This window comes from Devosia soli (genome assembly GCF_000970455.1).
Classification (GTDB): Bacteria; Pseudomonadota; Alphaproteobacteria; order Rhizobiales; family Devosiaceae; genus Devosia; species Devosia soli.
The window spans coordinates 246,371-260,200 of record NZ_LAJG01000048.1; the positions used below are offsets into that span (position 1 = coordinate 246,371).

Below are 13,830 nucleotides of genomic sequence, written 5' to 3' on the forward strand. Positions count from 1 at the left end.
GATCCCGTGGCCTAAGCCCCCTCCCAAATCATCCACCGCTCCCCTTTCCCTTCTCCCCTGAGGGGAGAAGGTGGCCCGAAGGGCCGGATGAGGGGTTCGGATTTTCAGCAGAGCGTGGAAGCCGGTTAAAGCTGCCCGTTCAAATCATCCCGCATCTGCTGGGCAGCATCGGCGGGCTCGATTTCACCCGTGGTGGCTGGATTGATGTAGTTGCTCCAGGCATCGCCGAGCGGCGCGGCGGGACCGGCGAGCACGGTGCGCGGATCGAACACAGCCGTATCGGCAAAGCCGGCATAATCGGACTGCGGCTTCAGCGCCTGGAATTCAGCGCTTTCACGCACCGCATTGAAAGCCGGGATATGGCCCGCACCAGCCCAATCGAGCGAATGCTGGTCCATCCAGGCGATCACCTTCATCACCGCCGCGCGCTTTTCGGCATCGGCTTCCTTGCCGGCATTGGCGGGAATGACGAAGGCATGCGAGTCAGACCATGCAGCCTTGTTCTCGAACAGCGTCGGCAGTTCGACCGCGCCCCATTCGAAGAGTTCACCCTTGGCATGGAGATCGACCATGGTCGGGATTTCCCAATTGCCCATGATGAAGAACGGCGACTGGCCCGAGGTAAAGAGCGCCAGCGCCGCCGGGCTTTCCACCTGCACCGGCGTATAGCCGCTATCGACCCAGCCCTTCACCACGTCGATGGCATTGGTGAGCTTGGTGACGTCCTCGTCCGTCGGGAAGAAACCACCAGCTGCTTCATCGAACATCGTCCCGCCCTGCTGGCCGAACAACGAGTAGATGGTGCGGTAGCGATCGCCCGTCGGGGTCGAAATGCCGTATTTCCCGTCCTTGGTGAAGTCAGCCAGGATCTTGTTGAAATTTTCGAGCCCATCAAGGCCCTTGGGCAGGCCATCCTCGCCGATCAAGCCAGCTTCGGCGAGCATATCCTTGTTATAATAGAGAATGAGCCCGTGCTGATCGAACGGCACGGCATAGCGCGTGCCATCGACCTTGCCGGCATCGGACGCAGCGGTCGTAAAGTCCGCATCCGAAATTCCGGCGCCAGACATATCCTCGTCGGTAATTTCAGAGAGCGTGCCGCTATCGACGGCCAACGGAATGCGGCTCAAATGATAGGTCGCGATATCGGGCCCTTCCCCGATCGCTGCCGAGGTCTGGAGCTTGGTATAGAACGGCGTGCCCCATTCGAGCGTCGTGTTCTCGATGGTGATCTCGCCCTGGTGCTCGGTGTTGAATTGGTCGATCAGCGCCTTCATGCGCACGCCGTCGCCGCCGGCGAGAAAATCCCACCAGACTACATTCTGCTGGGCCGCAGCGGCATGGGTCAGCGCCATCAGCGCCGTCGACACCAAAGCCAGTCGCTTCAAAGTCTGTTTCATACTTTCCTCCCAAACATGCCCAATGCATGCATTCATCCGGCCGGGCGCTTGTTGTTTTCCCGGCGGAAACTTTCCTCAGTCAGCGTGATAGGCCTTCCCCTCGGCATCGAAGAGATGGACGGCCGAGCCATCCACCTTGAGCCGCACCGGCTGACCCGCTTCGAGCGTCGACTTGCCGATATCGTCGCCGACGACCACCGTCCCGTCCTCGAGCCGTGTATGGATCAGCGTCCGGTCCCCCAGACGCTCGACGAGCGCAATGGTCCCCGAGACCTCGCCATCGGGCGCGACGCGCAAGGCATCGGGCCGCACGCCAAAAGTCAGCCCCTGCCCCAAAGTCGGCGCCAGCGATGTCGGAATAGTTGTCGCAATCCGCGTGCCGCCCGCTGTCACCACCACCCGCCCGCCCTCATCGGCGAGCACTGTCACGGGCAAAAAGTTCATCGAGGGAGAGCCGACAAAGGTCGCGACGAACCGGCTCGCGGGCTTGGAATAGACCTCCATCGGCGTGCCGATCTGCTCAACCTTGCGATTGTTCATGACGACGATCCGGCTCGCCAGCGTCATCGCCTCGGTCTGGTCATGGGTCACAAAAATCATCGTCGTGCCGATGCGCTGATGCAGCTGCGCCAGCTCCACCCGTGTCCGCACCCGCAGTCCTGCATCGAGATTGGAAAGCGGCTCATCGAGCAAAAACGCCTTGGGCTCGCGCACGATGGCGCGGCCAATCGCAACGCGCTGCCGCTGCCCCCCAGAAAGCTGCGCCGGCCGGCGATCGAGCAGCGCCGTAATCTCGAGCATCCGCGCGGCCTCATCGACCCGCCGCGCAATTTCCGACTTGTCGGTGCCGATGTTCTCGAGCCCGAAGCTCATATTCTGGCGCACCGTCATATGCGGATAGAGCGCATAATTCTGAAACACCATGGCCACTTCGCGCTGGTTGGGCGGCAGCTGGTCGACGCGCTTGTCCCCGATATGGATTTCGCCCGCATTGACCGCCTCGAGCCCGGCGATCATCCGCAATAGCGTCGATTTCCCGCAGCCCGAAGGCCCGAGGAAAACGATGAACTCGCCGGAGCGGATATGCATGCTGACGCTATCGAGCACCTGCACGGCGCCATAGGACTTGCTGACATCCCGAAGGACGATATCGGCCATTCTTTCCTCCTCCTCGTCAGACCAGCGCAGCTTTGCTGTCTTCTGGTCATCAGGCTGGCTCTCGCCATACCCTCATCCGCGCCGTCGGGGCACCTTCTCCCGTAAGGGGAGAAGGCTGCATCGTGGCTCACATAGTTCCCTCATCCACCTTCAATTCCATCGCCGTCTGCACCAACCCATCGAACAGCGCTGCCGCCACCGGATCAGCCCCCGGCGCCTCGCGCGTCAGCCTGAACGTCGTCGCGACAACCCCACCGCGCCCAACCCGCTTTTCACCAATGATCGCCGCCGGCTTATGCACCCAGCCGCAGACCATCCCGGCAATAACATTGTTGCCGAATTCCCAGGGCCTGAACCCCGTAAGAAGGTGATGCGGCACGACATCGGAAAAACTCAGATCAAAGATCGGCCCGCCCGGAATGTCGGCAAACGCGCCTTCGCGGCGCACCCACGAGAACCCGGCAATCCAGTCACCCCGCCAGATCGTCCCATCACGCTCGACAAGGCTGATCCCCGGCAGGTGCTGATCCAAACTCGGCCTGAACTTCTTGCCATCCGCCACGATCGACCGATGCGGCAATTCCCCGAGCGGCATGTCCGTCCGCAGGTTCTTGTTCGTCTCGACCGTCCCATCGGCGAGGATCAGGTAGCGCGCGCCCGCCTTGATGGCTTCGACATCGTCTCCATTGACAGCATGCACCAGCACCACATCGGCCTCGGCAGCCGGTACCACACGGTAGCCGAGGCCGCTGGCATAGCTTGCGAGGGAGGAATCGGCAGCGGCGATGGAGGGGCGCCCCGCCGTATCGCGCTTTTGGTAAAGCGCGATCTCGCAAGTATTGCGCGAGAGCACCGAACCATTGGCCTCAAGCACAAATTCTATGGACAGCATCCGATTGCCACCGCCTGACGGAAGGGCAAAACCGATCTTGCCAAGATCAGCCGTCGAGACTTTTCCCGTCGCCGGCACATCGACCGACCCAGAAACTTCGCCCGACCAGCGCAATACCGCGCCCGCTGGAATAGTCTCGCCACCGGTCCCGATCTTGAGTTCGATATCGAGCGTTTCGCCGAGATAGGCCGAATAACGCGCCGGTCGCGGCACGATCACCACATCGGTGTTGATCGTCCCAAACACATCGTGGAACACGCGCGGATTGCGCTCGATATCGAGGAGACCATTGGCCTCCCAATGCACGTCCGTCAGTTCGGTGATCACATAGCCCATGATCGAGGAATAGCGGCGCATCTCCTCGATCTCGTAGCGCAGGTTCATGAACTGATACCACTGCACGTTTTCGATGAACTGGTCGAACGAGCCGAAAGTTTTCGCTAGGTCCAGTGCCCCGAACCGATCTTCGATGCCATGCGGCAGCGCCACGCCATCGCCCCAGAGCGATCCCGTCTCGAACCAATCCGGCTCCGAGCCATCCTCGCGGCGCAGCTTCTTCGGATCAGGCAGACCCCAGACGCCGAATTCGGACACGATCAACGGCTCATCGCCCTTCCGTTCCGCATCGCCAAGGCTCGAAAAAGTCCAGTCGGCACCTGCCGCAAACTGCGCCGTGATGTCATCCCATTCCTGGCGCCGTTCCGGCACCGAACGATAATAGTGGTAGTCGTTGAGGTCGGTCTTGACGTGGAAGTTGGGGAAGCAGGCGGAGTTGTCGACCACAAGGCGCGTGGTGTCCTCAGCCTTCAGCCAGTCATAAGTGTCCTTCACCCACTGCCGATGCTCGGCATTTTCGAGCATGCGGGTGCCCCAGTCCTCATTGATGATCGTCCAGCAGATGATCGAGGGATGGTTGCGGTCGCGCTTCAAAATGCCCGTCATCGTGTCGCGCATGCGCTGCGCCGATTTCGAAGTAAAGTTGGCAACGTTCGGAATTTCGGTCCAGACCAGCAGCCCAAAACGGTCGGCCACGTCATAATAACGCGGATCCGGCACCTTGATGTGGCACCTGAGCGTATTGAGCCCAAGTTCCTTGGCCTTTCTGGCCTGATCTTCAAGAAACTCAAGCGAGGGCGGCGTATAGATGCCGTCGGGATAGTAATCCTGGTCCAGCGCGCCGCGCATGAAGATCGGCTCGCCATTGAGCAGGATCTTGCCGTCGCGCGTTTCGACCGAGCGGAAGCCAAAACGCTCCTCGACCACGTCAATATTGTCGCCGAGCGATGTGGTCAGCGTGTAGAGATTGGGCTGATCGATGCCCCAAAGCTTTGGAGATGTGACCCGCAGTTCCGCCTTTACCGACTCCGCCGCCGTCACTTGGGCTTCAGCCACCGCATTACCGTCGGCATCGCGCACCGTCAGCGCCACCGGCAGACCCGCTGCAGCAGCCGAAAAGTCCAGCTCCGCCTTCACGACCCCATCAGTTCCGGCAGTAATCACTACCGCCTCAAGTCGCCGCGCATCCCGCGCCTGCAGCGTCACCGACTGCCAAAGACCGCCAATCCGGCCATACCAGGAAATCTTGCCATGCGGCACTTCGCCAAACGGGAAGTCCGGGAAGGCGCGATGGTCTGCCGACGGCATGGTCACGCGCACTTCGACCTCATTGGTCGGGCGCAGCAATTTGCTATCGAGCACAAATTCAAACGGCAGAAAGGCGCCTTCATGGCTGCCGAGCTTCTGCCCGTTGAGAAACACGTCGCAATAGTAGCTCACCGCGCCGAAGTGCAGCACCAGCTCCTGCCGGTCCCAACCGGCGGGTACGCTAAAACTGCGTTTGTAGACGGCATGGCCAAACGTATCGACGAGGTCGGAGAATTCGGCCTGCCACGGCTGGGGCACATGGGCCTCGCGCCAGGGACCGTCTTCGTGCCGGAACTGCCAGACCCCATCGAGCGACAGGCTCTTGCGCGGCATGTCGATAGCCTCTGCGGCAACGGCGCGACCCAAGTCCATAATCCCCACCCTTAACTTGTATTAGTTATATTATTATCACCATAGGTCGAAAATTCAGCCCTTGGCAAGGGGGTCAATTCGGGCGGTCAACAGAATGGCGCGCCTGTCATCGGATCAGGAACGAACTCGCCGAAAGTCCAATCTCGATGTTAACGGAATGCTACCGGAATGGGCATGCCGGCGAATCCGCGCTAAAGATTTATCCCCGCACTCGGAGGGATAATGGAAAAGCGCGCAACCATGCACGATGTGGCCGATCTCGCCGGGGTTTCCCAGGCGACGGTCTCGCTCGTGCTCAATGGCGTACCCAACGCCCGCGTCTCCAAAGCCACCCGCCGTCGCGTGCAGGAGGCAGCCGAAAAACTCGGCTATCGCCGCGGCAAAACCCATCCGGTCCCCGCCGGCCGCCAGCGCGTCATCGGCCTTTTCATCGACGAAGTTTCTACGACACCTTTCGCCGCCCCGCTGATCGAAGGCGCCCGCGACGAAGCGGCCTTGCAGGACGTCACCATCGCCACCTTCTGCACCGGCAACAATCCCGCGCTCGAACAGGCCGGGCTCGACATGCTCGTCGCTCAAAAGGCCATTGGGGCCGTCTATACGACCCTCATGACCCGCGAAGTCATTGTTCCTGAGGCTTTTTCCGCCCTGCCGCTTGTCCTTCTGAATTGCTACGAGAAGCGCTTACACCACCCCTCGGTCGTGCCCGGCGATATCGTCGGGGGGTTCATGGCGACCGAGGCCCTGATCAAGGCCGGCCACACCCGCATCGCCCACCTTGCCGGCGAATATCAAACCGCCGAAGCCGCAGTCGATCGCGAAAAAGGCTTCCGCCAGGCCATGGCCAAGGCCGGCATTGCGGTCGACGAGAGCCTCGTCACCCTCGGCGGCTATTCGATCCGCGCCGGCCGCGAACGGGCTCTCGAACTGCTCTCGCGCCCCGACCGCCCCACCGCCATCTTCTGCTTCAACGACCGCATGGCCATCGGCTGCTACGAAGCCGCTCGCATCCTGGGCCTCAAGATCCCGCACGATCTTTCCATCGTCGGCTTCGATAACGAAGACCTATCAGCCAACATGGACCCGCCACTTTCAACCATGGTCCTCCCCCACGACGAAATGGCCCGCTGGGCCGTGGGGCAATTGCTCGATGGCTTTGATGGCCTCGATGCCGACGAACGCATGCAGAAGATCAAGATCGAATGTGAGTTCGTTGAGCGGGAATCGATAGCGGCACCACGGATTTAGCTGCGCGGCCGATCCACCGAAGCCCTCTCCACCAGCGGACATTCCAGCTTCGTCAGTGGATAAAGATCCTCAGCCAATCCATCGCTCAGCTGTTCGGCAATCCACTGCCCCATGGCCCGATGCGGTAAGACCGACGTCGTCAGCTGCGGATGGAGATGCCGCGCGATTTCCTCGTCGTCATAGCCCACCACCGACATATCCCGCGGGATTTCGTACCCCGCCTCTTTCAGCGCCTCATAGCACCCAATCGCCATGCGATCGTTCTGGCAAAAGATCGCCGTCGGCACCTCGGGCAGATCGAGGATTTTCCGCGTCGCCTCATAGCCTGCACTCGCCGACCAGTCGCCTGTAAAAACCAGGTCCTGATCAAAGGGAATATCCGCCGTCGCCAGCGCGCGCCGATAGCCTTTGAGCCGATCCTGCGCCGCCTCCATCCAGATTTCGCCGGTTATAGTGGCGATCCGCCTATGGCCATGCGTGATCAGGTGATGCGTCGCCCTTTGACCACCGGCGATTTCGCTGGGGACCACCGCCGGAATGGTCTGCCCCGTCGCATAGCAATTGAGCAGCAGCACCGGCACATCGACGTCGCTCAGCGCCGCCGGCAGTTCAACTTCGCGGGTAAAGATCGTCATATAGACGAGCGCCGAAACACCCTGCCCCACAAAGGTTTCGATCAACTCCGCCTCGATCTCGACATCGTTGCGGCTCTGCGCGACAAACACGAGATCACCCATCGCCTGCGCGGCCTGGCTCAACCCTTCAATGGCCTGCACCGCCTCCGGACTGGTCGCCAGTTGATCGACGATGAACCCGATCCGCCGCCCACGCTTGACCTTGCGCGCCTCGACCGGCGCCCGCGCCGGCACCGCGCCATAGCCGAGCCGCCGCGCCACTTCCAACACCCGCTGCCGCGTTTCCGGCGATAATCTTATCCCCGGGGCATCATTTATGACGAATGATACAGTGGCCTGCGAACACCCCGCTTCCCGGGCAATATCGGTCATGGTGACGCGGCGCGCGGCCCCGCCACTTTCTTTGACCGAACGGCCCTTCGCCGATGTGCGGGCAGGAGTAGACATGATACTCAAAAGGAGAGAAGAAAAAGGTCAGGAAAACCAAACCTAGCTAATGCATATGATCATAATATTAGCAAGCCCAGCCACCTTATAAGCTCAGGGCCATCCATGGTTTGAAGACTGGCGACATAAGCGAGATTTCCACAAGGCGTCATATCGCTTGCGCGGAAAAAACTCTTACCCTATAAGGCCGATGGCTCGCGGCAGACCTGCCGCAAAAGCCCGATGCCCAGATAGCTCAGTTGGTAGAGCAGCGGATTGAAAATCCGCGTGTCGCTGGTTCGATTCCGGCTCTGGGCACCATTTTTCCATTTAAGATCAGATACTTAGCCTAGGCTGTGCACTTGTAAGCGCCAAGCTCTGAGATCACTGTCGGAGAAACCACATTTTCCGCTTTCTCTCGCTTGAACAGTGCGACATCCGCGGCTATAACGCCCGCACATCGACGCGGTCTACCGCGCCTTTGCCCTGACGGAGTATAGCGCAGCCTGGTAGCGCACCTGCTTCGGGAGCAGGGGGTCGAGTGTTCGAATCACTCTACTCCGACCAATCAACCCCGGCCTCTCGCGAGGTCGGGGTTTTTGTTTTCCCGCTCAATGCTGCCGCAACAGCGCCATGTGGTCGCGCACCAATTCGAGATCAGCCGCAAACTTTGCCCGCTCGCGCGCCCGCCCTTCGACATCCGGAATGCGCAATAGATAAGAGGGATGGTTGGTGATGTAGAGCACCGCTCCATCCTCAAGCTCGATCGGCTCGCCGCGCATCTTGGAGATGGAAACTGCTTTTCCGATAAGGCTTTGCGCGGCACGTGCTCCCAGTGCAACGACGATTTTCGGCTTGACGAATTCTCGCTCGAGGTTGAGCCAGAACTTGCAGGCTTGGATCTCGCCACTATCCGGCCGCTGGTGGATGCGGCGCTTGCCGCGGGGTACGAATTTGAAGTGCTTGACCGCGTTGGTCACATAGACGCGGCTGCGGTCGATACCAACTTTTTCGATAACCTCGTCAAAGACTTGACCGGCCGGACCGACAAAGGGGCGACCGGCGAGATCTTCCTGATCGCCGGGCTGTTCGCCGATAAACATGACCTCGGCGTCTTGTGGCCCCTCGCCGAAAACGGGCTGGGTGGCCTGTTCGTAGAGGGAGCAGCGGCGGCAACCGCCGATCGCTTCAGCGGCATCGCTAAGCGACTGAATATCATGAGTTTCTTCCGGCATCTCACGCGCTTTCTGGCGCAGGTGGCGGGCGGGCGGCTGGGTAGTGGCGCGGTCAATCATGTCCTGCTCCATTTGCCTCGCATTTCGGATAAGAGGCTGAATCAATTGGGCTTCGGGAAGGTTGCGCCAATATTTGACCGGCATTTCCGATTTCATCATCGCGACCTTGAGGCGCGCGGGGTTGAAGATCGAGGCATAATAAGTCTGCCAATCGTCTTCGACGGCATCCTCTGACGGGACATCCTTCTTGGTGCCACCGGGCCCGAAACGCAAATTCTCCTTATCCCAGAAGGCGCTAGCATAGGGGGTGACAATGCCCCAGACCATGCCGGCAAAGCGTCGGGTGAAGAACGGAGCTGTGGCTTCGAGGGTATAATGCTCGGGTTCGAACCAGGCGACGTAGCGATCGTCGATCGCCCGAAACCGCACGAAGGCCTTTAGCTTATGCGCATCGCGACGGACGCCGGAGGCCCATTTCGTTAACATTACGGTATCGGCGTCCGCAGCGTTGGCGAGGAGTTGGCTATCCTGCTGCAGTCGCCAGAGCATACGGTAGAGAACCGCGAAGCGTTCGGGGTCTGAGTGCTGGATGACCGAGGCGGCAAGATCGATGAATTGACGCGGCACGGAGCCGATCGGCCCATCGGCTTGCGGCAACATATCGTCGCCCGCTTCAAAGAGGCCGCTTTCTTCCGAGCCGACCCGCCAGACCAATTGCGAGGGCTTCATGCCGGCAACGAGAAGCCGGCGCGCCTTGCCGCGCCACTCGTCGAAATCGTTGAGCCGCTCGAGCCGAACCGAGAGCATCAGAAGAGCTCCAGCTGCTTTGGCTGCGGCGTCAGTTTCTGGCGCAGCCGCAGATCGTCCGTGAGGCCACCGGGTGTCCAGTCAGCGGCGGCAATGAAGGGGCGAACCTTATCGATCGAGGCCGTCAGGCGCGCCACATCGGCAAGCGTCAGTCGATGGTGCCGTCGCGAGGAAATGACGCGGTCGACGCCATTGATGCCAAGGCCGGGCACGCGCAGAAGCAGTTCACGATCGGCGCGATTGACGTCGACGGGGAAACTGGCGCGGTGTTTCAACGCCCAGGCGAGTTTTGGATCCACCCCAAGATCGAGATGGCCGCCCTCCCCGCCCGACACGATTTCGGGCACGTCGAACCCATAGAAGCGGATGAGCCAGTCGGCCTGATAGAGCCGGTGCTCGCGCATCAGGGGCGGTGGCGAAAGCGGCAGGCGCGAAGACGCATCGGGAATGGGGGAGAAGGCGGAATAATAGACGCGCTTGAGCTTGTAGCCGGAGTAGAGCCCGGCAGCGCGCGTGAGGATGGCATTGTCGTCAGCGGTATCCGCGCCAACGATCATCTGGGTCGACTGGCCGGCCGGCGCAAACTTCTCGGGTTTAGCCTTGGTGGGCTTTTTATCCGGCGTCGTCTCGTCGAGCTTGCCCCGCAGGCGCGCCATGGCGGTACGAATTTCCGACGGACGCTTCTCCGGCGCGAAATTCTCCAGAGCAGAATCCGTAGGCAGCTCGATATTGGTTGAGAGGCGGTCGGCCCAGCGCCCAGCCTCGGCCAGGAGCTCAGGGGCGGCGTTGGGGATCACCTTAAGGTGGATATAGCCGGCAAAAAGGTGGGTCTCGCGTAGCGTGCGAGCCACGCGCACCATCTGCTCCATGGTGTAATCGGGCGAGCGGATGATGCCCGAGGAGAGAAAGAGGCCTTCGATATAATTGCGCTTATAAAAGTCGAGCGTCAGCTGCACGACCTCGTCGACCGAAAACCGGGCGCGCTCGACATTGGACGACGATCGATTGATGCAATAGGCGCAGTCGTAAACGCAGAAATTGGTCAGAAGCAGTTTGAGAAGCGAAATACAGCGTCCATCAGGCGCATAGGAGTGGCAGATGCCACTGCCTTCGGTCGATCCAATGCCGCCGGATTTCGTACTGTCGCGCTTTTCCGACCCGCTTGAGGCGCAGGACGCATCGTATTTCGCGGCGTCTGCGAGAATGGCAAGTTTTCGCGTTAGCGTAAGAGCAACCATCTGTTCATCCTTTGTTCTGGATGAATAAAGGAAGTGTCGGATGGCTGCATGCTAAAAAGACACGAGTCCGGGATTTGTGATCGGGCTGGGGGTAAGTCGGCCGGGGACTTTATAGGAGTGGCGCCCGTCACCCTCTCCCAGCCTCGCCCATCTAAGGGGAGGTGCGTATCAAGATTCTGGCTAGATCTGTTCAACCTCACCAGCTTCACACGTCCCTTAGATAGGGGAGGCTGGGAGGGGGCGGGGCGGCGAGCTCAACGTGCGAGGACAACAGATATCCTCATCGTCCGGCAGCCTTGGCCACCTCAAGTTGCGCTGCAAAAGCGCGTTGATAGGCCGGGCGTGCTTCGCCGCGCAGTTTGTAGGCCATGAGATTGGGATAGTGCTCGAGCGTGTTGGTGTCTTCGGCGCGGCGCAGCACCATGACCATCATCAGGTCGCCGACGCTGAACTCGCCATCGAGCCATTCGGCCTTGCCGAGGCGCCGGGACAATTCGCCGAGACGGGCAAGAATTCGCTCGTCGAGAAGGGCGATGCGCTCGGCATACCAGGGATAATCCCGCTCGATGAACCAGGACTGCTCGCGCTCGACGATCAGTGGCTCGACCGAATTGAGCGCGGCAAAGAGCCAGGATATGGCTCGCCCCTGCCCCGCTTCGTCGGGCGGCAACAGCCCATCATGATGTTGAGCGAGGTGCAAAACGATGGCGCCGGATTCAAAGAGCATCAGGTTTCCCTCTTCATAAGTCGGGATCTGCCCGAAAGGATGGCGCTTAAGGTGCGGCGCCTCCTTCATGGATTTGAAGGAGACGAGCCGCACATCATAGGGCTGCCCCACTTCCTCGAGCGCCCAGCGCACGCGCATGTCGCGCGCCAGGCCCTGGCCACCGTCGGGGGAATTTTCAAAAGCCGTGATTGTCGGGGTCATGGCTGCTCTCCTTGGGTTTAATACCCACACGACGAAGCACAACGACGGCGTCAGACCACCTCCCGACTTTTATTTCGTGATCGTTTTGGCCGCTCCCGCCAGCGCGTCGAAAATTTCTTCGACCAGCGCCGCAAGGGGGCGCGTGCCGCCTTCGGCTGTCCAGGCGTCGATGGCAAGGCGCGACATGCCGATCGAGATAAAGGCGAGGAGCCGCAGGGTCACCTCGCTTACCTCCGGCCAGCGCGCGCGAAGACCGGCAAGGAGAATACCCTCCTCCTGAAGATAGAACGCTTGCTTGCGCGCCTGCACGGCTTCGCTGGCGCGCATCACTCGATCGAGCTTGACCAGCTCGTCGATCGAATATTGGCCGGCAATGGCGATCAGAACATTCCGCATGGCGCGGAAGGGCGGTGCGTCCAGCGGCTGTTCCGCAAGTGCCGCAACGAGGCTGTCGCCCAGGCCACTTTGCAGGGAAAGGAGGATGTCGTCCTTGGATTTGAAATAGTGAAAGAATGTGCGCCTGGAAATGCCGGCGGCAGCGGCAATCGCGTCGAGGGTGGTTCCCTCGTATCCATCAGCCGCAAAAAGCTGCATCGCAGAGGCAATGATCCGCTCATGCGTCTCGCGCCTTTTGCGCTCCCGAAGCCCTTCCTGAAGATTTTCCGGATCGGTCATGACATACCTCTTGAAATAATTGCACTTGGTGCAATATTATTGTTGCACTGAGTGCATATTCCCATGGTTAAGGACCGACAAATGACAAAATGGACAACAGCGCAGATTCCCTCGCAGGAGGGCCGCTCTGCGGTTGTAACCGGGACGGGCGGGTTGGGGCTAGAGGACGCCTTGGCTCTGGCGCGAGCCGGGGCGGATGTGGTGGTCGCGGGCCGCAACGGGCAAAAGGGCGCAGAAGCCCTGGCGCATATTCGCAAGGAAGTGCCCGGCGCCAAGGTGCGCTTCGAAGAACTCGACCTCGCCAACCTCCAATCGGTCAGGGCTTTTGCCGCGCGGATGGCGGCACAACAGGACAGTCTCGATATACTCATCAACAATGCCGGCGTCATGGTGCCGCCGCAGCGTCAGGAGACGAGGGACGGGTTCGAGTTGCAGTTCGGCACCAACTATCTAGGGCATTTTGCGCTCACGGCTCACCTCCTGCCGCTCCTGCGCCAAGGCAAGAATCCGCGGGTCATCAGCCTTTCAAGTGTTGCCGCACGGCAAGGTCAGATCCATTTCGACGATCTGCAGTTTTCCCGGAAATACGTACCGATGAAGGCTTACGGACAATCCAAGATCGCCTGCCTGATGTTCGCCTTCGAACTGCAACGGCGCAGCGCCGCTGGCCAATGGGGCGTGACCAGCATCGGCGCGCATCCCGGCGTCTCTCGCACCGATCTTCTCCACAATGCGCCTGGGCGCGGCAGCCTCATAGGCACCGTCCGATCGCTGGCGTGGTTCCTGTTTCAGCCGGCAGCTCAAGGCGCCTTGCCCACGCTCTATGCCGCCACCGCTCCAGAGGCCAAGGCAGGCGGCTATTATGGACCGGATAAGCTGAGCGAGACGCGCGGCTACCCTGCAGCATCGAAAATTCCCCCGCAGGCCCTCGACATCAAAGTCGCCAAGCGCCTCTGGGACGAGTCGGAAAGACTGGCCGGCGTGCATTTCCCCGACTGAGACCTCTGGGATAGGGGTGATGGGTCAACCGAGGTGGTGCGCGCTGAAACAATTGGCGCGACCATCGGTTTCTATCGTCAACCCGGCAGCTGGACCGCGAGCGAGCCGAAGGGCGCGGCGGGCGGGTGGTGCCGATCGAATGTTCAACAATCGACACAAGTGCGTCACCATTG

At 60.6% G+C, this 13,830-nt stretch carries 10 protein-coding genes and 2 tRNA genes; 4 read left to right on the forward strand and 8 right to left on the reverse strand.

Going from position 1 to position 13,830, the window contains the following annotated elements; genetic code table 11:
- Nucleotides 1-125 precede the first annotated feature (125 nt).
- From VW35_RS19690 to VW35_RS19700, 3 genes are all read right to left on the reverse strand, one after another.
- The gene (locus VW35_RS19690) at nucleotides 126-1,400 is read right to left on the reverse strand and encodes an extracellular solute-binding protein (RefSeq protein ID WP_046144779.1); all 1,275 of its coding nucleotides are present in this window, start codon (nucleotides 1,398-1,400) and stop codon (nucleotides 126-128) included.
- A 75-nt stretch (nucleotides 1,401-1,475) separates the two neighbouring features.
- Nucleotides 1,476-2,558 carry an ABC transporter ATP-binding protein gene (locus VW35_RS19695; protein ID WP_046144780.1) on the reverse strand — a complete coding sequence of 361 codons (1,083 nt, stop codon included), beginning with the start codon at nucleotides 2,556-2,558 and terminating at the stop codon, nucleotides 1,476-1,478.
- Nucleotides 2,559-2,685: 127 nt separating this feature from the next.
- Nucleotides 2,686-5,466, reverse strand: coding sequence for a glycoside hydrolase family 2 protein (locus VW35_RS19700; protein WP_046144781.1), 2,781 nt, complete (start codon nucleotides 5,464-5,466; stop codon nucleotides 2,686-2,688).
- A gap of 222 nt (nucleotides 5,467-5,688) precedes the next feature.
- On the opposite strand from VW35_RS19700, the gene VW35_RS19705 reads away from it, so the two are divergent.
- Complete coding sequence (locus VW35_RS19705) at nucleotides 5,689-6,714, forward strand: LacI family DNA-binding transcriptional regulator (RefSeq protein ID WP_046144782.1); 1,026 nt, start codon at nucleotides 5,689-5,691, stop codon at nucleotides 6,712-6,714.
- Here the strand turns inward: VW35_RS19705 and VW35_RS19710 are convergent.
- Nucleotides 6,711-7,796, reverse strand: a complete 1,086-nt coding sequence (locus VW35_RS19710) for a LacI family DNA-binding transcriptional regulator (protein WP_425283797.1) — start codon at nucleotides 7,794-7,796, stop codon at nucleotides 6,711-6,713. The genes VW35_RS19705 and VW35_RS19710 overlap by 4 nt on opposite strands.
- A gap of 224 nt (nucleotides 7,797-8,020) precedes the next feature.
- On the opposite strand from VW35_RS19710, the gene VW35_RS19715 reads away from it, so the two are divergent.
- Nucleotides 8,021-8,096, forward strand: a tRNA-Phe gene (locus VW35_RS19715).
- Between the two features lie 169 nt (nucleotides 8,097-8,265).
- Nucleotides 8,266-8,342, forward strand: a tRNA-Pro gene (locus tag VW35_RS19720).
- Between the two features lie 44 nt (nucleotides 8,343-8,386).
- On the opposite strand, the gene VW35_RS19725 is transcribed toward VW35_RS19720, so the two are convergent.
- From VW35_RS19725 to VW35_RS19740, 4 genes are all read right to left on the reverse strand, one after another.
- Complete coding sequence (locus VW35_RS19725) at nucleotides 8,387-9,817, reverse strand: UdgX family uracil-DNA binding protein (protein WP_046144783.1); 1,431 nt, start codon at nucleotides 9,815-9,817, stop codon at nucleotides 8,387-8,389.
- On the reverse strand, nucleotides 9,817-11,055 hold the full coding sequence (locus VW35_RS19730) for a putative DNA modification/repair radical SAM protein (RefSeq protein ID WP_046144784.1): 1,239 nt from the start codon (nucleotides 11,053-11,055) through the stop codon (nucleotides 9,817-9,819). Before VW35_RS19730 ends, VW35_RS19725 begins: the two co-directional genes overlap by 1 nt.
- A gap of 280 nt (nucleotides 11,056-11,335) precedes the next feature.
- Nucleotides 11,336-11,983 carry a glutathione S-transferase family protein gene (locus tag VW35_RS19735; protein WP_046144785.1) on the reverse strand — a complete coding sequence of 216 codons (648 nt, stop codon included), beginning with the start codon at nucleotides 11,981-11,983 and terminating at the stop codon, nucleotides 11,336-11,338.
- Nucleotides 11,984-12,052: 69 nt separating this feature from the next.
- Nucleotides 12,053-12,658 (reverse strand): TetR/AcrR family transcriptional regulator, encoded by a 606-nt coding sequence (locus VW35_RS19740; RefSeq protein ID WP_046144786.1) that lies wholly within the window; start codon nucleotides 12,656-12,658, stop codon nucleotides 12,053-12,055.
- A gap of 81 nt (nucleotides 12,659-12,739) precedes the next feature.
- On the opposite strand from VW35_RS19740, the gene VW35_RS19745 reads away from it, so the two are divergent.
- On the forward strand, nucleotides 12,740-13,657 hold the full coding sequence (locus VW35_RS19745) for an SDR family oxidoreductase (RefSeq protein ID WP_046144787.1): 918 nt from the start codon (nucleotides 12,740-12,742) through the stop codon (nucleotides 13,655-13,657).
- Nucleotides 13,658-13,830 lie beyond the last annotated feature (173 nt).